The following is a 19,392-nucleotide window of genomic DNA, read 5'->3' on the forward strand; positions in this document are numbered from 1 at the left end:
ATGCGCATCGGAAAGACCGCCCCGGACTTCGAGTTGCCGGACCATTCCGGTGAATTGCGTGCGCTTTCCGACCTGACGGCGTCGGGTCCGGTCGTCCTGTTCTTTTACCCGGCGGCCAACAGCCCCATCTGCAGAGCCGAAGCGTGTCACTTCAGGGATCTGGGCACGGAATTCGACAGATTCGGCGCACAACGTGTGGGCATCAGTACCGACACCCGAGATCGCAACCATCATTTCGCGCTGCAGAGGTCGTTCGACTTTCCGTTGCTCTCCGATCCCGACGGTGCGGTGGCCGAACAGTTCGGAGTGCGTAGAGGCGGGTGGTTCACGCGGCGGCGTCGGCTCCGAGAGCTCGAACGCGGCCACTCGAACGCGGGCCGTCGCGGATATGTGAGGCAGTTACTGTCCGTGAAGCGGACGACTTTCGTGATCGATCGGCACCGAGTGGTGCGGATGACGGTGCGGAGCGAGCGCGGTCACGTGCATGCGACCAAGGCGCTCGAGTACCTGCGCTACCTGTCGTGAGAGTTGCTCGTTACGTTCCGAACGTCATTCGTTCGCGCCGCTGAACAGGGCGGTGTAGACGGCAGGCTTCGAAGCTTCGGCGTGTGCATCGGTCGATGCATCGTCAGGATGGCTGAAGAGTGCCTCGTTCTTGTCTTTGTGTTCCATTCCCCGAGCATGCCCCTGATTCGCCGCAATAGCCACTCGCCGCGCGGGCTGTCGTGGGTGTGCAGGGTGGGATACTGCTCGGGTGCCCGATGAATCCCTGTTCGACGCCCTCCGCCGTGAGCCCGACGCCGAGGCACCCAACCTCCATGCAGTCGACGCCGCGGACCGCCTCGTCCTCGATACCGTCGACGAACTTGCCGGAATCGACAGGACGATGCCGATCGCGGTGATCGGCGACAGGTACGGAGCCATGACCCTCGGGGCCGTTTCCCTCGGTTTCACCGCGGTTCGCGTCCATCAGGACGCCGTCACCGGCGCGCGGGCACTCGAGCTGAACGCCGCGCGACTCTCGTTGTCGGACTCCTACACCCAGCACGCCCTCGGTGCCGAGCTGCTGACCGACGTGGGCACAGTACTGATGCAATTGCCGCGAAGTCTTGCCGAACTCACCGAGATCGCCGAGCACATCGCGGCACACGCGGCGGCGGACGTCGTCGTCCTCGCGGGCGGGCGAGACAAGCACATGACCCCCGCGATGAACGACGTCCTGAGAAAGTCGTTCGAGACCGTCACGGCCGGCCGCGGCCGGCAGAAAGCCCGAGTGCTCACCGCAACCGGGGCGGTGGCGTCGGGCATGACGTATCCGGTGAGCAAGCGAATTGCCGATGTGGACATGACGGTGGTGGCGCACGGTGCGGTGTTCGCGGGGGCCGGCCTCGATATCGGAACTCGTTTTCTGCTCGAGTACATACCGAAGATGCTGCCGCGGGCTCGCACCGCCGTCGATTTGGGTTGTGGCACAGGGATTCTCGCCACCGAGCTGGCTCGGACCAGGCCCGATCTCGAGGTGATCGCGACAGATCGCTCGGCGGCAGCGATCGCCTCGGCAGCGGCCACTGCGGCGGCGAACGGGACTCGAATTTCGGTGATCGCCGACGACGCGATGTCGACCTTCGATTCCGAATCGGTCGATCTGGTGGTCTGCAATCCACCGTTCCACGAGGGTGCCGCGGTGCACACGGGCGCGGCGAGCAAATTGTTCGCCGCCGCCGGTCGGGTGCTGCGACCGGGCGGACAGATGTGGACGGTCTACAACACACACTTGAACTACCGGCGTGAACTGGCCGACGCGGTCGGTCCCACCGATCTCATGGGCCGCAACGGCAAGTTCACCGTCGCTCGCTCGGTACGCCCGAGCGAGCAACGATGACTGTCAGGTGACCGGGCCGCCGTCTTCGGGAGTTCCGTCGATCTGTCCCCGGTTGCGCCCGAGGTCCTCGACGAGGGTGCCCTCGACGATCTCGGCCTGACGCTGGCCTTCCGCGTAGTCGATGTCGGGATCCTCATCGGATTCCTCGACGACGTGGTCGACGAGTTCCTCGGTCAGTTCGTCGTCTGGAGTCTCGGTGATCGGGCGGTCGAGTTCCTCCTCGACGGCGATGTCGGGTTCTTCCTCGCTGAGCTTGAGATCCAGGCTCTCGCCCTCGGCAGCCTCGCGAGCGGTGGTGCCGAAGCTGTTGGCCTCGCTCCAATGGTCGGGGGGATCGACCACGGTGTCGCCGTCGTCGTTGCGCACCTCGTCGGAGTCGACGCTTTCACTGGGGTCCAAGGTCTGGTCGGGTCCGTCTTCGATTGCCATTTCCTCATACTGCCCGTTTCGATTCGGTGTCACACACGCGGTCGTCTCCGCGTGTGTGCCCGGTACCCGGTAGAGTCCGTTTTGTCCGTCGTAGAAGTTCTCCTCCTGGGAACTTTTGTCCGGATGTCAGACGTTCTACTGATGACCGACGGGGAGATCCCCGGTGGGGATCAGAACTTACGAAGGGAAGAGACACGGTGCGCACCTCCAGCAACCCGGTGTTCCGCAACCTGCCCAAGCAGCAGGGCGGCGGATACGCCACATTCGGATCTGCGACGGCTGGAGCCTCGCAGGCCGCAACCTTCGGCCAGCATCCCGGAACGCAGGCCGACCCGTACACCACGCAGCCTGCTCAGCGGGCCATGACGATCGACGACGTGGTCACCAAGACCGGCATCACCCTCGGTGTGCTGAGCGTGACGGCGATCATCTCGTACCTGCTCGTCTCCAACAACACCGACTTGGCCATCCCGTTCGTCATCGGCGGTGGCTTGATCGGCTTCGGTCTGGTCATGTTCGCGACCTTCGGCCGCAAGATGGACAACAAGGCGATCGTGCTCGCGTACGCCGCAGCCGAAGGTGTGTTCCTCGGTGCGCTGTCGCTCATGTTCACCGGCGTCGAGTTCGGTGGGGTCGGTGGATCCGCCCTCATCGGCCAAGCAGTCCTCGGTACGTTCGGCGTGTTCTTCGGCATGCTGATCGTCTACAAGACCGGTGCCATCCGCGTCACCCCGCGCTTGACCCGCATGGTCGTCGGTGCCCTCATCGGTGTCGTCGTGCTGATGCTCGGCAATCTCGTCGCCAGCTTCTTCATGGAGGATGGCTTCGGACTCCGCTCCGGCGGACCGCTGGCCATCATCTTCAGCCTCGTCTGCATCGGCATTGCCGCGTTCAGCTTCCTGCTCGACTTCGATCAGGCCGATCAGCTGATCCGCGCACAGGCTCCCGAGAAGGCAGCCTGGGGCGTCGCCCTCGGTCTGACCATCACGCTGGTCTGGCTGTACGTCGAGATCCTGCGTCTGCTGAGCTACTTCCAGAACGACTAGTACTCACGCGAAAAGCCCCGCCACTCCATCGAAGGAGGGCGGGGCTTTTTCGTTGTGTGTCTCGGATCAGCTGAGGCGCTCGAGCACCATCGCCATACCCATGCCGCCGCCGACGCACATGGTCTCGACGCCGAACGTCTTGTCGTGCGTGGTCAGGTTGTTCAGCAGCGTGGTGGTGATGCGCGCACCGGTCATGCCGAACGGGTGGCCGATCGCGATGGCACCACCGGAGACATTGAGCTTGTCCTCTTCGATGCCGAGGTCGCGCGCCGATCCGAGGACCTGGACTGCGAAGGCCTCGTTGATCTCGAACAGGTCGATGTCGGAGATGGACATGCCCGCGATCTTCAGCGCCTTACGGGTCGCCTCGATGGGTCCGAGGCCCATGATCTCGGGGGACGTGCCGGTCACACCGGTCGAGACGATGCGGGCCAGCGGGGTCAGGCCCAGTTCCTTGGCCTTGGTGTCGCTCATGATGACGAGCGCTGCTGCGCCGTCGTTGAGCGGGCACGCGTTACCGGCGGTGATGGTGCCGTTCGGGCGGAAGACCGGCTTGAGCTGGCTGATCTTCTCGTAGGTGGTACCGGCGCGAGGGCCGTCGTCGGTGTTGACTACGGTGCCGTCGGGCAAGGTCACCGGGGTGATCTCCCGCTCGAAGAAGCCTGCGTTGATGGCCTCTTCGGCGCGGTTCTGGCTGCGGACGCCCCAGTGGTCCTGATCCTCGCGGGTGATGCCGGTGAGGAGCGCGACGTTCTCGGCCGTCTGGCCCATCGCGATGTACGCGTCGGGCAGCTCGCCGTTCTCGCGGGGGTCGGTCCAGCTGTCCGCGCCCTCTTCCTGCGCCTTCTTGGTGCGGGCCTCGGCGTCGGCGAAGATCGGGTTGTGGCTCTCGGGCAGCGAGTCGGAGCTGCCGTGGACGAAGCTGGACACGCTCTCGACACCAGCGGAGATGAACACGTCACCCTCGCCTGCCTTGATCGCGTGCAGCGCCATGCGGGTGGTCTGCAGCGAGGACGAGCAGTAGCGCGTGATCGTCGTTCCGGGCAGGGAGTCGTAGCCGAGCTGCACTGCGACGATACGAGCGAGGTTGTTGCCCTGCATGCCGCCGGGCAGACCGCAGCCCAGGAGGAGATCGTCGATGTCCTTCGGGTCGAGCGAGGGCACCTTGGCCAGCGCCGCGGCGACCATCTGTGCGGTGAGGTCGTCGGGACGAATGTCCTTGAGCGACCCCTTCATCGCCCTGCCGATCGGTGAGCGCGCGGTGGCGACGATGACTGCCTCTGGCATGAGATCTCCTTCGAATCGATACTGCGTGACTACAGTGCTACCGCCGGGTAGGCGATGTCTCCTGTCCGAACTTACAACCCCGCCGATCGGTCACCGGCACGACGTACGAGATCCTCCGACGCAGTGACGATCTCGGCATCGAGCTCGGCGCTTCTCCGGCGCAGGAAGCGATCGAACGCGGCCGTCGCGCGGGGGATGGCCTTGCGTGACTCGGCGGCAGCGGACACGGTCGGCAGCTCGGGCAACGGTCCGCCGTGCCACACGCCCAGCGCCGATGCGAGTACCGGCAGAATCTGCTGAGCGGCGAGCTCGTACCCCGCGGCCGACGGGTGGAAGCGGTCGGCCGAGAACATCGTGTCGGGCGCTGCCAGGAACTCGGGGGAGAGCAGATCTGCCAGAGCCACCGGATGGCCACCGGCGCTGAGAGTCCTGGCCGTCTGGGCGTTGGCGAGACGGCGACCCCAATTGCGGACGACGGTGCGCAGCGGCTGCGGGATAGCCGTCACGACACCGAGATCGGGGCATGTGCCCACTGCCACGACGCAGCCCTTGGCCGTCAATCGTTCGACGGCGTCGCCCAGCCGGGCCGCCGACGCCGGGATGGAGAACTTCTTGGTGACGTCGTTCGCGCCCACGAAGATGACCGCTGCGTCCGGGGGCGGGCCCGCGACGAACATCGCGTCGACCTGGCCTTCGAGCCCCTTCGAGGTGGCACCGGCAATCGCTTTGGTGCTCAATCGAATTCGTTGCCCGGTTTCCTCGGCCAGTCCGCGGGCGATCAGTACACCGGGAACTTCGTCGGCTACGGTGCAGCCCACGCCGGCAGCGGTGGAGTCGCCGAAGATCATCAGGTGAATATCTGCTGAATTTCCCATCCGCCACCGTTCCGGGGCCGCGCATCCCGCGGTGTAGACGCCGTCCGCCTCCGGTGGCTTGGCGGTGGTGCGCCCGATGACGCCGCGTGCCGCCGCGGCCTGCGCCATCAGATGTCGGTACGCGGCCCAGGATGCAGTCCCTGCTCCGGAGCCTGCAAGTACTGTCGCGGCGCTCGCTTTAGCAGCGGTACGCCATCCGCTCGCCGTCACAGATCGATCCCTCTCCTCGTGCCGTTGTCACCATCGTATGCGGGGTATCGACGGCCGTGACCGAGAGTGAAATAGGTGCATCTGGGAAGATGGAGCAATGCGCATCGCACAGCACATCACCGAACTCATCGGCAACACCCCGTTGGTGAAGTTGTCCACCGTCGTCGGCGACGGTGCAGGCACTGTCGCCGCCAAGATCGAGTACCTCAACCCGGGTGGTTCGTCCAAGGATCGCATCGCGGTGAAGATGATCGACGCGGCCGAGGCAGCAGGGGAACTGAAGCCCGGCGGCACCATCGTCGAGCCCACGTCCGGCAACACCGGCGTCGGTCTCGCCCTGGTCGCTCAGCAGCGTGGCTACAAGTGCGTGTTCGTGTGCCCCGACAAGGTCGGCGAGGACAAGCGCAACGTGCTGCGCGCCTACGGAGCCGAGGTCGTCGTCTGCCCCACGGCTGTCGCACCCGACGACCCCAACAGCTACTACAGCGTCTCCGATCGACTCGTCCGCGAGATCGACGGAGCCTGGAAGCCCAACCAGTACTCCAACCCGGCCGGCCCGGCCAGCCACTACGAGACCACCGGTCCGGAGATCTGGGCCGACACCGACGGCAAGATCACGCACTTCGTCGCAGGCGTCGGTACCGGCGGAACCATCTCCGGCACCGGCAAATACCTCAAGGAGGTCTCCGGCGGCAAGGTCAAGGTCATCGGCGTCGACCCCGAGGGCTCGGTCTACTCCGGCGGAACCGGGCGTCCGTACCTCGTCGAAGGTGTCGGCGAGGATTTCTGGCCGACCGCCTACGACCCGTCCATCCCGGACGAGATCATCGCCGTCTCCGACAACGACTCGTTCGACATGACCCGGCGTCTCGCTCGCGAGGAAGGCTTGTTGGTCGGCGGTTCGTGCGGCATGGCTGCCGTCGCCGCGATCCAGGTCGCCGAGCGCGAAGGTCCCGACGCCCTCGTCGTCGTACTGCTGCCCGACGGCGGCCGCGGCTACCTGGCCAAGATCTTCAACGACTCGTGGATGTCCTCGTACGGCTTCCTGCGTTCGCGTCTGGACGGCAAGACTCACGAGACCTCCGTCGGCGAGGTGCTGCGCGGAAAGTCGGGTGCGCTCCCGGATCTGGTGCACACCCACCCATCGGAGACCGTGCGCGACGCCATCGAGATCCTGCGCGAGTACGGCGTCTCGCAGATGCCGGTCGTCGGTGCCGAGCCTCCCGTCATGGCAGGCGAGGTTGCCGGCAGCGTCACCGAACGCGATCTGCTCAGCGCGGTCTTCGAAGGTCGCGCAGCGTTGGCAGACCCCGTTGCCAAGCACATGAGTTCGCCGTTCCCGCTGATCGGTGCCGGCGAAACCGTCTCCGACGCCACCAAGGCACTCGGGGAGTCCGATGCGCTGATGGTCGTCGAAGAAGGCAAGCCCGTCGGCGTCATCACTCGCCACGATCTGCTCGGATTCCTCAGCAAGGGTGCCTAAGCATGTGAACGGAAACTCGTAGCCTGCTACGAGTTTCCATTCACATGCGGCGCAGCCGCTCTACCGCACTGCGCTGGTGCCGGTCAGTGCCTGGCCGATCACGAGTTGGTGGACCTCGGATGTGCCCTCGTAGGTGAGGACGGATTCGAGGTTGTTGGCATGACGGAGTACCGGGTATTCCAGCGTGATTCCGTTGGCCCCCAATATCGTTCGACATTCACGAGCGATCTTGATGGCCTCGCGCACGTTGTTGAGCTTGCCCAGTGACACTCGCTCGCCCGGCAGTTCGCCCTTGTCCTTGAGCCGGCCAAGATGCAGTGCGAGCAGCTGACCCTTGCCGAGCTCGAGGGCCATGTTCGCGAGCTTGGCCTGAGTGAGCTGATATCCGGCGAGTGGCTTGTCGAACACCGCGCGGGTCTGCGAGTACTCGATCGCCGATTCGATGCAGTCCCGCGCCGCGCCCATCGCGCCGAAGACGATGCCGAAGCGTGCCTCGTTGAGGCAACTCAGAGGTCCGCGCAGACCGCTGGCCTCGGGCAGCATCGCGTCGGCAGGCAGTCGGACGTCGTCGAACACCAATTCGCCGGTGATCGAGGCACGCAGTGACAGCTTCTTCTTCACGGTGTTGGCGGTGAATCCCGGTGTATCGGTGGGAACGACGAATCCGCGGATCTTGTCGTCGGTCTGAGCCCACACGACGGCGACGTCGGCCACGGGTCCGTTGGTGATCCACATCTTGCTGCCGTTGAGGATCCAGTCGTCACCGTCGCGCTTGGCGCGGGTGAGCATGCCGCCGGGGTTCGATCCGTAATCGGCCTCGGTGAGCCCGAAGCAGCCGATCAGCGATCCCTCGGCCATGCCCGGGAGCCACTGCTGCTTCTGCTCCTCGGAGCCGTACTTCCAGATAGCGAACATCGCGAGCGAGCCCTGCACCGAGACGAGCGATCGGATGCCGGAGTCGATCGCTTCGAGCTCGAGGCAGGCCAGGCCGTACGCCGTCGCGGACGTTCCGGCGCAGCCGTAGCCCTCGAGGTGCATGCCCAACAGGCCCAGCGAGCCCAGCTCCTTGGCCAGCTCGCGCGCCGGCACCGTGCCCTCGTCGAACCAATCGGCGATGTGCGGACGAATGCGCTCGTTACCGAACTTGCGGACTGTGTCCCGGATCTGACGTTCCTCGTCGTCGAGGAGTGAATCGATCGCGAACAGTTCGTCGACGCTCTGGGAGTTGGCCACGGTGCCTCTTTCCGCTGGGGGTTGTCTTCGCAGGTTACCCACGCCCCCGCACGGCGACGCAGGCCGATTAGGGTGGAGGCCATGAGTGAGCAGCGCAGCAAGGCAGACAACACCTCCTGGCAGGGCTTTTCCACGAAGGCAGTGCATGCCGGATACGAGCCGGATCCGCTGACCGGTGCGGTGAACGTGCCGATCTACGCCAGCTCCACCTTCGCTCAGGACGGCGTCGGCGGCATGCGCAGTGGATTCGAGTACGCGCGCACCGGCAATCCGACGCGTCGGCCGCTCGAGGCCAATCTCGCGGCCATCGAGTCCGGCACCTACGGTCGCGCGTTCTCCTCCGGCATGGCGGCCACGGACTGCCTGTTGCGCTCGGCGCTGCGTCCCGGTGATCACCTCGTCATCCCCAACGACGCCTACGGCGGCACGTACCGGTTGATCGACAAGGTCTTCACCCAGTGGGGCATCGAGTACTCGGTGGCTGCGGTGTCGGACGTGGACGAGGTGCGCGCGGCGATGCGTCCGAACACCAAGCTCGTCTGGGTCGAGACGCCCACCAACCCACTGCTCAACGTCGGAGACATCGAGGCATTGTCGGGCATTGCGCACGAGGGTGGGGCCAAGCTCGTCGTCGACAACACCTTCGCGTCGCCGTATCTGCAGCAGCCTCTGAGCCTCGGTGCCGACGTGGTGCTGCACTCGACGACCAAGTACATCGGCGGACACTCCGATGTCGTCGGCGGCGCTCTGGTTACCGACAGCGAGGAACTGGACACGGCCTTCGCGTTCCTGCAGAACGGCGCGGGTGGCGTTCCCGGACCGTTCGACGCGTTCCTGACCTTGCGCGGCATCAAGACTCTTGCGCTGCGGATGGAGCGACACAGCGACAATGCCGAGAAGATCGTCGAATTCCTCGACGGGCATCCGGCCATCTCGCAGGTCATCTACCCCGGACTCGAATCTCACCCGTCTCATGCTGTCGCCGCGAAGCAGATGCGACGGTTCGGCGGGATGGTCTCCGTTCGTCTGGCCGGTGGCAAGCAGGCTGCGCTGGACTTCTGCGCGAAGACCGAGATCTTCACGCTCGCCGAGTCTCTGGGCGGCGTCGAATCGTTGATCGAGCATCCCGGTGCGATGACCCACGCCTCGACGGCCGGTTCGTTGCTCGAGGTGCCCGACGATCTGGTGCGTCTGTCGGTCGGTATCGAGGACGGTGCCGATCTGGTCGGTGACGTCGAGCAAGCGCTGGCATGATCGTCGCACTGATCGACTCGGGCCTCGGGATGCTCCCGACGGCTGCGCGGCTGCGACAAGCGCGCCCCGAGCTCGATCTGGTGCTGATGATGGACCCCGACAACGCTCCGTGGGGACCCAAACCCGATGGGTGGGTCGTCGATCGAGTGGTCGGCACCGCCCAGCATGCCGTCGAACTCGGTGCCGAGGTGGTCGTGCTTCCGTGCAACACCGCAAGTGTGACGGCGCTGAGTCACGTTCGGGCCGCGCTCGGTGACACGATTCCGGTGGTGGGTACCGTTCCGGCGATCAAACCCGCTGCAGCGGTGAGTGATCGGATTGCGATCTGGGCGACGGCGGCCACGACCGCGAGCGCCTATCAGGGGCGTTTGATCGAGCAGTTCGCCTCGCACCGAACGGTGACGAGTGTGGCGTGCCACGGTCTGGCGGATTCGATCGACCGTGGTGACGAGCGGGGGATCGGTGCCGCCATCACCGCGGCCGTGGCCGCGACACCCGCGGACGTCGAATCGATCGTGCTGGGTTGCACGCACTACCCGCTGGTGTTGGACCGGATCGTCTCGCAGCTGCCGGGCGACGTCACGATGTTCGACAGCGCCGAGGCGGTGGCCAACCAGACGGTGCGACGCGTCGACGAAGTCGGTTCGAGCGGTTCGGGCACCGGCCGTGTCTCGGTGTGGTTGAGCGGAGTCGAGGGCGACTTGCCCGCGAGCGCGCAGCGGTACCGCGAGGGAAAACTGCTGCGGGGCGACGCACGAGCCGAGCAACACTGACCGTCGGGGAATGCGGGGCGCTCCCGAGCGTTGTCTTTCACTGAGCTAACGGTTACTGCGGTGAAGGGAAACACATGGTCGGCGTGGGCACTCGGACTCCAGTGGAACGGACGGCGGTGCGCATGCCGCATCGGTACGCGTTCTGGGTCGTCGGCATCGCTTTCCTGGTCCTGATGGCGTCCTCGGCCGCACCGTCTCCGCTGTACCCGGTGTACCAACAGGCCTGGGGATTCAGTGCTCTCACCCTCACGGTGATCTTTGCCGTCTATGCGGTCGCGTTGCTGTCCACGTTGCTCACCGTCGGTAGTCTGTCGGACCACATCGGGCGCAAACCCATTCTGATCGCCTCACTGATTCTCCTCGCTGTCAGCTTGATGCTGTTCATCGTCGCCGACAGCGTCCCAGTACTCCTCGCGGCTCGCGTCGTGCAGGGAATTGCCGCGGGTGCGGCCACCGGTGCGTTGAGCGCAGCCGTCATCGACCTGCAGCCCGACGCGTCCACCGGACCGTTGCTCAACAGTGTCGCGCCTTCTCTCGGCCTGGCAAGCGGCGCGCTCGGGGCCGGATTGCTGGTGCAACTGGCACCTGCACCCGACATCTTGGTGTTCGCGTTGCTGATCGGCGCGGCACTGATTCTCGCAGTGGCATTGCTGTTCGTCCCCGAGACCTCGGCACTGCGTGGCTTCGATTCCCGACGCCACCTCGCCTCGACCCTGCTGCCGAGGATGTCGATCCCCACGTCGGTGCGGGCACCGTTCCTGCTCATCGCTCCCGCTCTGTTCGCGACCTGGTCGCTCGGCGGGTTTCACCTCTCGCTCGGGCCGTCCATCATCGGCACGGTGTTCGGCGTGGACAACCACATAGTGGGCGGGTTGGAGATTTTCGCGATGTTCGCCTCGGGCGCGGTGGCAGCTGCAGTGGTACGCAACGGGTTTCCCCGCACGGTGATGATGATCGGGGCGACGGTGTTGGCGGCAGGTGTCGCGCTCTCCCTGGTGTCGGTGCAGATCGAGTCGATCGTGCTGTACTTCGTCGGGGCTGTCATCGCCGGATCGGGCTGGGGAGCAACGTTCCTCGGTTCGATGCGCACGCTCGGCGCGCTGGTCCCCGCAGCGGAGCGAGGTGGGGTGTTCGCCACGACGTTCGTCATCAGCTACCTCGCGTTCAGCCTGCCCGCCGTGGTCGCCGGGCTGGCCGTGCATCGCCTCGGTCTGAGCACGACGGTGCAAGTGTACGGAGGGTTCGTCATCACGCTCGCGCTGATCTCGGTTCTCGGATTCTCTCTGGCGCAGCGGCGAGATCGATAGTGCACCAAAGCTTGTGAGTTCTCCTCTGCCGAGGGTGAGCGAGTACTCCTACCCGATCGGGTAGTTCGGTCGAGTCGTTGGCAGGGTTCCCGCCTCGAGGTGTTCCCACGCGGTACCGGGCAGGGGAGTGTGGTCATCAGTGAGACGCCGATCACAGAGGAAGGCGTCTTGTACTCACACTCACCGAGGAGACACCGATGGTCATCGAGCTCAACCAGATCTGGGAATTCCCCATCAAGGAGTTTCACCCGCTGCCGCGCGCCAAGCTGGGAGTCGGCGCCCACGACATGATCGGTGTCGAGGCCAAGGAACTCGGATTCAAGCGCTCGCTGCTGGTCACGACCGGTCTGCGCGGATCGGGCATCATCGAGGAACTGATCGGCAAGATCGAGTACCAGGGCGTCGAGGTGGTCCTCTACGACAAGGTCGAGTCCAACCCCAAGGACTACAACGTCATGGACGGTGCCGCGCTGTACCAGAAGGAGAAGTGCGACAGCGTCATCTCCGTCGGTGGTGGCTCGAGCCACGATGCGGCCAAGGGCATCCGCGTCGTCGTCGCCCACGACGGCCGCAACATCAACGAGTTCGAGGGATTCTCCAAGTCGACCAACAAGCAGAACCCGCCGCATATCGCCGTATCGACCACTGCCGGAACGGGTTCGGAGACATCCTGGGCCTACGTCATCACCGACACCTCGGACATGGAGAAGCCGCACAAGTGGCTCGCCTTCGACGAGGCGTCGACACCGACGCTGGCACTGGACGACCCGCTGCTCTACTACACCTGCCCCCAGCAGTGGACCGCGTTCTGCGGCTTCGACGTCCTCGCCCACGGCGCAGAGCCGTACGTCTCGCGGCTGGACTTCGCGCCGTCGCTGGGCAATGCGATCTACTCGATCGGGCTGGTCTCCAAGCATCTTCGTGAAGCTGTGTACGACCCGGGCAACCTGAAGGCTCGCGAGGGCATGATGAACGCCCAGTACATCGCCACACAGGCCTTCAACTCCGGTGGACTCGGCGTCATCCACTCGATCTCGCACGCGATCAGCGCTTTCTACGACAGCGCGCACGGCCTCAACAACGCCATCGCTCTACCGCGCGTGTGGGAGTACAACCTGCCCTCGCGTTACGAGCGCTACGCCGAGATCGCCGTGGCCATGGGCGTGGACACGAAGAACATGACCACCGTTCAGGCTGCCGACGCGGCAGTAGAGGCGGCCATCAGGCTCGCCAAGGACGTCGGAATTCCGGACAACTTCGGATCGATCCGTTCGGCGACGTACGACAAGAACCGGATGAACACCGGCAAGTACGCCGGCAAGGGCGACGTGATCAAGGGCGACGAGAAGTCGGTTCTGAAGATCTCCGAGCACATCCAGGAAGACTGGTGCACCCCGGGCAACCCCCGTGAGGTGACCGTCCAGTCGATGCTCCCCGTCGTCTCGCACGCGATCAACGAGTCTTACTAATGCTTCGCAGTGGTGCGGTTGTGTGCCCCGGGCGGCGCACAACCGCACCACTGCGCCGCCTGAAAGGAAGCACATGACCTCGCTGTCGACAGTGCGTAGCGACGACACCGGCACCGTTCGATTCACCGACGCCGCCGATCTGCAGCGCGCGCTCGGAGAGCAGGACTACATCGCGGACGACGATCTCGCCACCGTGGTGCATCTGGCGACAGCACTCGATCGCCCACTGCTGCTCGAAGGCCCCGCGGGCGTGGGCAAGACCGAGCTGGCGAAGTCCCTGGCCGCGGCGAGCGGACGCAAGCTGGTGCGCCTGCAGTGCTACGAGGGTCTCGACGACAATCGGGCCCTCTACGAGTGGGACTACGCCAAGCAACTTCTGCACGTGCAGATGCTGCGCGAGCACATCGGCGCACTCACCCAGCACGTCACCGACATCGACGACGCCTCGAAGATGCTCGCCGCCAAAGACTTCGGCCTCTACTCCGAGCCCTTCCTCGCCGTGCGGCCCCTGTTGGAATCGGTGCTCTCCGAGGACCCGGTGGTGCTCCTGGTCGACGAGGTCGATCGCACCGAGGAATCGATGGAGGCCTTGCTGCTCGAGGTGCTTGCCGAGAAGCAGGTGACGATCCCCGAGGTCGGTACGTTCACCGCGCGCAGTGATCCGTGGGTGATACTGACCTCCAACGACACTCGTGAGCTGTCGTCGGCCCTCAAACGTCGCTGTCTGCATTTCCATCTCGATTATCCGACCGCGGCGCGTGAGCGCGAGATCGTCACTGCTCGTGCCCCCGAGGTGCCCGCGCACATCGTGTCCGAGATCGTGGAGCTGGCAACGGAATTGCGTGAGCTACCGCTCCGCAAGAGCCCGTCGATCTCGGAAGTGATCGATGCGGCTCGTATCGCCTCGGTCCTCGGTCATACCGAAGACACCCGCAAGTACCTGCTCGCGGCCCTGGTGAAGTACTCGTCGGACATGAAGATCGCGCTGGCCGGACCGGTCGCAGAAACACCCTCCGCAGCAACATCACTCGGAACGGTCGTCAACACGACCGCGTCGGCTTTCAGAGGGCACGGTGGACGCGACAAGGGTGGCATCGGAATACGACGATGACCGTGGCACAAACGTTCTCGGCATCGGTGGTGCTCGACGTGCTGGCTGCGGTGTTCGGGCGCACGCTCAGGCGCTTCGGAGTAGCTGCGTCGCCGGCAGAGGTCATCGAGGTACGACGCGTCCTCGAACTTCTCGGGGCACGTGACCTGGCGGTGTTGCGCGCGGCCTTGCGTGCGACGTGCGCCAAGTACGACCACGAACAGCACGGTTTCGATCTGGCCTTCGAGTCGATGTTCAGGGCACTCGTCGAGAGCGCCACGGACGAGCATCGTTCGCCACTGGGAGCGCAGGTAGCAGGCGGATTGCCGACGGACCTGGACGTCGGCGCAGACCAGGAAGCGGCCAAATACGCCGAATACAACGAGCGTGCGGTCGAAATCGGTGATCTGCTCGACGCCCCGGAAGCGGACAAGGGCTTCAACCCGCACAAGGACGACGACGACATCAGTCTCTCGTCCGAGGACCACGATCTGTCGATCGACACCGACGGCGACATGGGTCGACGGGGTGTCACCTACACCGTCGACCTGGAGCGGTCCGGGTCGACGGCGGCCGGGGAGTTGGCGTCGAGCACCAGCGGAGCTGTTGCGGGACAGCTGAACTGGGAGGATCCGGCGAGCATCCTGGCGTGGTTCGATGCTTACGATCCGAGTAGCGTCTACGGTGACGGGGGTGATTCCCGTCCACTGAGCGCTGCGATGCTCGACCGCATCACCGATGCCGTCGTGGCTTTCGTCGCGGCACTGGGGGATGTGACGGGGACGATGTCGTCACCGGTGCCGGTCGACGGCGCGGCGCAGGCGATCGGCCGGCACGCCGAGATCGAGCGCGCGAGTCACGAAGTGCTCAAACACATGCGGGGCACTCCTCGCCCACGACCACGCGAGCATTCACGCGGACCGCTCGACATGCGGCGCACCGTCCGGTCCAGTCTGCGTACCGACGGCATCCCGTTCCGTCTGGTGACGAAAACCCCTGTGCCGGGTAAGGTTCGGTTGCTGGTACTGGCGGACGTGTCGTTGTCGGTCAGGCCCATCACCGCGTTCACCCTGAGGCTTGCGCAAGCCATGCATGCGCGCGCACACCGATGCACGGTGATGGGGTTCGTCGACGCACCGGTCGATGTGACGACCACCTTGCTCGGCAGTACCGGCGACGGCGCACTGGCCGCGGTGCTCGCGGACGCGCGGCTGGACCTCGAAGCGAGCAGCGATTACGGCAGAACCTTCACCGATCTGTTGCAGTCACACCCAGAAGTCCTGGACAAGCGCACCGCGGTCATCATCGTCGGTGACGGCCGGTGCAACGGACGCCCGGCTGGCCTGGAGGCCCTGGACGAGATCCGGTCGAAGGTGCACCGCATCGCGTGGATCACCCCCGAAGCTCGTCGTTACTGGGCGCAGGCAGCGTGCTCGATGGAGGACTACGAGCGAATTTGCGACCGGGTCGTCGTCGCGCGGGATGGCGAACAGTTGACCTCGCAGGCGGCCGAACTGGGCCATGCGCTGTCCTGACCTGACCGATCGTGCCGCCTACCTACCCGATCGGGCAGGTAGGAACCTGGCCCGGTGCTGGTGGGATCGGACCAGCCGTGCTCGTAAGGTTGTAACCTGAATCACAGTTCCGAGAGTTCTGGGATCGATGGACAGCGAGGGTGTGAACGGTGGACCAGGCAGCTACGGCGGACGTCGGCAAGGCGCTGCACGACCTCGATGCGCAGCGCAGCCGAGCCGAGACGCCACGAGTTCTCAAATTCCACGCACCCGAGATCGTGTTCGGTCCGGATTCGCTGGGCGAGGTCGCGCACGCGACATGTCGTCTCGGTGGGGTCCGGCCGATGCTCGTCACGGACTCGGGGTTGATCGAGAGCGGCTGGGCCGGGCAGCTGGTCGACCTACTCGTTGACCAGGGCCTCGACCCCCAGGTCTGGAGCGCGCTCACGCCCAATCCCAAGGATGTCGAAATCGAGGCCGGGCACGGCTACTACGCAGAGAACGGTTGCGACGTGCTGGTGGCGATCGGCGGTGGGTCGGTCATGGATGCGGCCAAGGGGATCGCCATCCTCGCGGGCAACGGCGGCAGAATCCTCGACTACGAGGGCGTCGATCAGGCCACTCGGCCGATTCCCCCGCTGGTGATGGTGCCCACGACATCGGGCACCGGGGCCGACGTCTCGCAGTTCTGCATCGTCACCGACACGGCGCGCTCGACCAAGATCACCATCCTCGGCCGGGCACTCGTTCCCGATATCACCGTGATCGATCCGATGTTGCTTACCACGATGCCCGAATGGCTCAACGCGGCAACCGGTTTGGACGCTCTGACGCACGGAATCGAGGCATTCGTCTCGCTGGGGCACAACCAGCTCACCGACCATCATGCACTTCGGGCCATCACCATGGTGATGTCGCAGTTGGCGCGCACCATCGACGAGCCCACCGATATGGCCGCGCGTGGTTCGATGGCGCAGGCAAGTCTGGAAGCCGGTCTGGCGTTCACGAATGCGATTCTCGGTGCCACCCATGCCATGAGCCATCAGGTGGGAGGACTCCTCGACCTCCCGCACGGGGTGATCAACGGAGTGCTGCTGCCGCATGTCATTCGTTTCAACGCCGCGGAGGATCCGTTGCCCTACGTGGCCATCGCGACGAGCCTCGGATTGCCGGAAGGCAGAGCCAGGCCGGAGGAAGCCGCCATGGCTGTGGCGGACCGTGTCGATCGCCTTGCACGTCAGGTCGGCGTTCCCACCGGTCTGGCACAGATCGGTGTCCGCGAGTCCGATCTGGATGTGTTGGCCACCAACGCTTTACATGATGCCTGTATGTCCACCAATCCTCGCTCCGCCACGCACCGCGAGATGGTCGATCTGTTCAGGAGTGCGCTGTGACGTCCGGACCCGACCTGTCGCTGCTGACGGGGCTGCGTTCGGGCAAGAACACGTTCTACCCCCAATATCGTGGCGCGGCCGAACGTTTGGAGCGCGTCGTCTATGCGCTGGAGTTGATTTCACGGGCACTGGTTCGGACGGTCGACGGGCCCGAGACGCTGGTGTGCGCGGTCGCGGAAGCAGCTCGTGCCCATCTGAGCGCACGCTGGGTGGTCTTCGCTCTTGCCGATGGCGCTCTGCCGGATGCCGGTCCTCGTCGACTCGTGCTCGGACCGGACGCCACGCCGTTTCTGGTCGACAACGTCGAGGGGCCACCGTTGCCGGACGACGTCGTCGACTGCCTCGAGTCGATTCGACAGTCGACGTGCGGCGATGGGCAGACACCGGTGATTTCCGCTCATCACGCCTTCGTGCCGATCGCGTTCGACGGAGGCGTCGTGGGTGCTTTCGCGGCGTGGACCGGAGAGCAGCGGGTGCTCGACGCCACCGACGCAGCGGTGTTGAGCATTCTGGCCAGTCAAACGGCGGTGGCGCTGCAGAATTCGGCGCTCTTCCAGAGTCGACGGCAATTGCTCGAGCGGACCGAGAGTGCCTACGCCCAGGCGAACCGCACAGCGGCCGATCTCGCAGCCCGCAATGCCGAACTGTTGCTGACACAGCGGCAATTGGGTGCCGCGCACCGCCATCAGGTCCTCGACGACGAACGCCACCGCATCGCTCGCGAATTGCACGACAGCGTCACTCAGGCCGTGTTGTCCGCTGGTATGCAGATCGAAGTGTGTCGCAGCGAGATCTCGGCCGAAGAACGCAGCGACAGATTGGATCTTGCGAAGGATCTGACGCGTCGAGCTGTGGAACAACTGCGGTCGGCGATCTACGCGCTCAATCATCCGCAGGACGCCGATCGAACGTCGCTTCCCGAAATGCTCGAACAGCTCTCCGTGGTCCACATGCCCGACGAGTTGCAGGTCTCGTTGCGGGTGGAGGGAACCCCCGTCGAGCTGAGCAGCGAGTGCGAGCATGCCTTGCTCCGTATCGCCGGCGAAGCATTGTTCAACACAGCGGTGCACGCGCACGCGTCGCGGGCGATTCTTCGGTTGACCTATTCGCTCGATCAGGTGCAGTTGTCGATCGCCGACGACGGCGACGGCGATCCGGCCCACCTGCGAATGATGCTGCACCTGGCCGAGTCCACCGATGTCGACGGCCGCCACCGCGGATTGGCGAACATGGCGGCCCGCACCCGTGAACACGGCGGGGTCTTCGAGATTCGCCGCGCCCGAACCGGGGGTGTGCGTGTGGCAGTGCGCATTCCCTTCCAGGAAAGATCCGAGAAGGGCGAAACACAGTGAGCGTTCCGACGGTTCGCACGGGCATGGGGCAGGTGGCGGCACCTACTGTCCGCATCGTCCTGGTCGACGATCATGCAATTCTGCGCGACGGGCTGCGTTCGGTGCTCGAGCGCGAGTCGGATCTGACGATCGTGGGGGAGGCGTCGACGCGGGAGGAGGGATTGGCCGTCGTCGCGCGGGTCGAGCCCGATATCGTGCTGATGGATCTCAAGCTCTCGGCCAGTTCGGATTACGAGGGCCTTGCCTTGTGCGCACAATTGGCCAAGGCGCACAACGGAATCGGATTACTGGTGCTCACAACTTTCCTCGACGACCGACTCGTGGTGGAGGCGGTGCACGCCGGTGCGCGCGGATACGTCGTCAAGGACGTCGATACCACCGAACTGGTGCGGGCGATACGTGCTGTCTCGCGAGGCGAGAGTGCCTTCGATTCGCGGAGTGCCTCGGCTGTCGTGCGATCACTCAACGGCACGCCGAGCAGCATAGAACGGCTGACCGAGCGCGAACTCGAAGTACTCAGGTTGCTTGCGACGGGCCTGTCCAACAACATGATCGGGACCCGGCTGTTCATCTCGGCGACGACAGTGAAATTTCACGTCAGCAACATCATGCGCAAGCTCGCAGTGTCTCGGCGAGCCGAGGCCGTGTACGCGGCGAGCAAGCAGGGGTTGATCTGAGCGACGCCCAAACATCCGAAGGTGCGGGGAAGCTCTCCGCGCCCCACCCCCCGGTGTGAGGAGAGTGCACACATTTCGTAACGCAAATGCCTCGGATGGCTTACGCCCAGGGCTTAC

The 19,392-nt window shown here is 65.0% G+C and carries 17 protein-coding genes; 13 read left to right on the plus strand and 4 right to left on the minus strand.

The window, feature by feature from the left end:
- Entirely contained in the window at nucleotides 1-525 is a 525-nt protein-coding gene (locus AB0362_RS11615) for a peroxiredoxin (protein ID WP_317808651.1), read from the plus strand.
- Between the two features lie 229 nt (nucleotides 526-754).
- Nucleotides 755-1,882 carry a methyltransferase gene (locus AB0362_RS11620; RefSeq protein ID WP_317808653.1) on the plus strand — a complete coding sequence of 376 codons (1,128 nt, stop codon included), beginning with the start codon at nucleotides 755-757 and terminating at the stop codon, nucleotides 1,880-1,882.
- Between the two features lie 3 nt (nucleotides 1,883-1,885).
- Here AB0362_RS11620 and AB0362_RS11625 read toward each other — a convergent pair whose 3' ends face one another.
- The gene (locus AB0362_RS11625; RefSeq protein WP_068051629.1) at nucleotides 1,886-2,311 is read right to left on the minus strand and encodes a hypothetical protein; all 426 of its coding nucleotides are present in this window, start codon (nucleotides 2,309-2,311) and stop codon (nucleotides 1,886-1,888) included.
- Nucleotides 2,312-2,508: 197 nt separating this feature from the next.
- Here AB0362_RS11625 and AB0362_RS11630 point away from each other — a divergent pair, with 197 nt between their 5' ends.
- Nucleotides 2,509-3,357, plus strand: a complete 849-nt coding sequence (locus AB0362_RS11630) for a Bax inhibitor-1/YccA family protein (protein ID WP_032404782.1) — start codon at nucleotides 2,509-2,511, stop codon at nucleotides 3,355-3,357.
- A 66-nt stretch (nucleotides 3,358-3,423) separates the two neighbouring features.
- Here AB0362_RS11630 and AB0362_RS11635 read toward each other — a convergent pair whose 3' ends face one another.
- Entirely contained in the window at nucleotides 3,424-4,644 is a 1,221-nt protein-coding gene (locus AB0362_RS11635) for an acetyl-CoA C-acetyltransferase (protein WP_068051627.1), read from the minus strand.
- Nucleotides 4,645-4,715: 71 nt separating this feature from the next.
- Entirely contained in the window at nucleotides 4,716-5,729 is a 1,014-nt protein-coding gene (locus AB0362_RS11640; protein WP_094686551.1) for an SGNH/GDSL hydrolase family protein, read from the minus strand.
- Nucleotides 5,730-5,826: 97 nt separating this feature from the next.
- Here AB0362_RS11640 and AB0362_RS11645 point away from each other — a divergent pair, with 97 nt between their 5' ends.
- Entirely contained in the window at nucleotides 5,827-7,212 is a 1,386-nt protein-coding gene (locus AB0362_RS11645) for a cystathionine beta-synthase (protein WP_317808655.1), read from the plus strand.
- Between the two features lie 60 nt (nucleotides 7,213-7,272).
- On the opposite strand, the gene AB0362_RS11650 is transcribed toward AB0362_RS11645, so the two are convergent.
- Entirely contained in the window at nucleotides 7,273-8,445 is a 1,173-nt protein-coding gene (locus AB0362_RS11650) for an acyl-CoA dehydrogenase family protein (protein ID WP_149405302.1), read from the minus strand.
- Nucleotides 8,446-8,526: 81 nt separating this feature from the next.
- On the opposite strand from AB0362_RS11650, the gene AB0362_RS11655 reads away from it, so the two are divergent.
- The 9 genes from AB0362_RS11655 (at nucleotide 8,527) to AB0362_RS11695 (ending at nucleotide 19,275) form a co-directional block, all read left to right on the plus strand.
- Entirely contained in the window at nucleotides 8,527-9,699 is a 1,173-nt protein-coding gene (locus AB0362_RS11655; protein WP_317808657.1) for a cystathionine gamma-synthase, read from the plus strand.
- Nucleotides 9,696-10,472, plus strand: a complete 777-nt coding sequence (locus AB0362_RS11660; protein ID WP_317808658.1) for an aspartate/glutamate racemase family protein — start codon at nucleotides 9,696-9,698, stop codon at nucleotides 10,470-10,472. The genes AB0362_RS11655 and AB0362_RS11660 overlap by 4 nt, the downstream gene beginning before the upstream one ends.
- Nucleotides 10,473-10,594: 122 nt before the next feature.
- Nucleotides 10,595-11,779: an MFS transporter gene (locus AB0362_RS11665; RefSeq protein WP_317808659.1), complete on the plus strand. Its 1,185-nt coding sequence runs from the start codon at nucleotides 10,595-10,597 to the stop codon at nucleotides 11,777-11,779.
- 197 nt (nucleotides 11,780-11,976) lie between these two features.
- Nucleotides 11,977-13,248 (plus strand): NDMA-dependent methanol dehydrogenase, encoded by a 1,272-nt coding sequence (gene mdo, locus AB0362_RS11670; RefSeq protein WP_269594342.1) that lies wholly within the window; start codon nucleotides 11,977-11,979, stop codon nucleotides 13,246-13,248.
- A 73-nt stretch (nucleotides 13,249-13,321) separates the two neighbouring features.
- A complete protein-coding gene (locus tag AB0362_RS11675) occupies nucleotides 13,322-14,359 on the plus strand; it encodes a MoxR family ATPase (RefSeq protein ID WP_317808660.1) in 1,038 nt (345 codons plus the stop codon).
- Nucleotides 14,356-15,873, plus strand: a complete 1,518-nt coding sequence (locus AB0362_RS11680) for a VWA domain-containing protein (protein ID WP_317808661.1) — start codon at nucleotides 14,356-14,358, stop codon at nucleotides 15,871-15,873. The genes AB0362_RS11675 and AB0362_RS11680 overlap by 4 nt, the downstream gene beginning before the upstream one ends.
- Before the next feature lie 185 nt (nucleotides 15,874-16,058).
- Nucleotides 16,059-17,246 carry an iron-containing alcohol dehydrogenase gene (locus AB0362_RS11685; RefSeq protein WP_317547796.1) on the plus strand — a complete coding sequence of 396 codons (1,188 nt, stop codon included), beginning with the start codon at nucleotides 16,059-16,061 and terminating at the stop codon, nucleotides 17,244-17,246.
- On the plus strand, nucleotides 17,243-18,598 hold the full coding sequence (locus tag AB0362_RS11690) for a histidine kinase (protein ID WP_068051604.1): 1,356 nt from the start codon (nucleotides 17,243-17,245) through the stop codon (nucleotides 18,596-18,598). The genes AB0362_RS11685 and AB0362_RS11690 overlap by 4 nt, the downstream gene beginning before the upstream one ends.
- Before the next feature lie 23 nt (nucleotides 18,599-18,621).
- A complete protein-coding gene (locus tag AB0362_RS11695; protein ID WP_032405004.1) occupies nucleotides 18,622-19,275 on the plus strand; it encodes a response regulator transcription factor in 654 nt (217 codons plus the stop codon).
- Nucleotides 19,276-19,392 lie beyond the last annotated feature (117 nt).

Source organism: Rhodococcus sp. NPDC079359 (assembly GCF_040702585.1).
Lineage (GTDB): Bacteria > Actinomycetota > Actinomycetes > Mycobacteriales > Mycobacteriaceae > Rhodococcoides.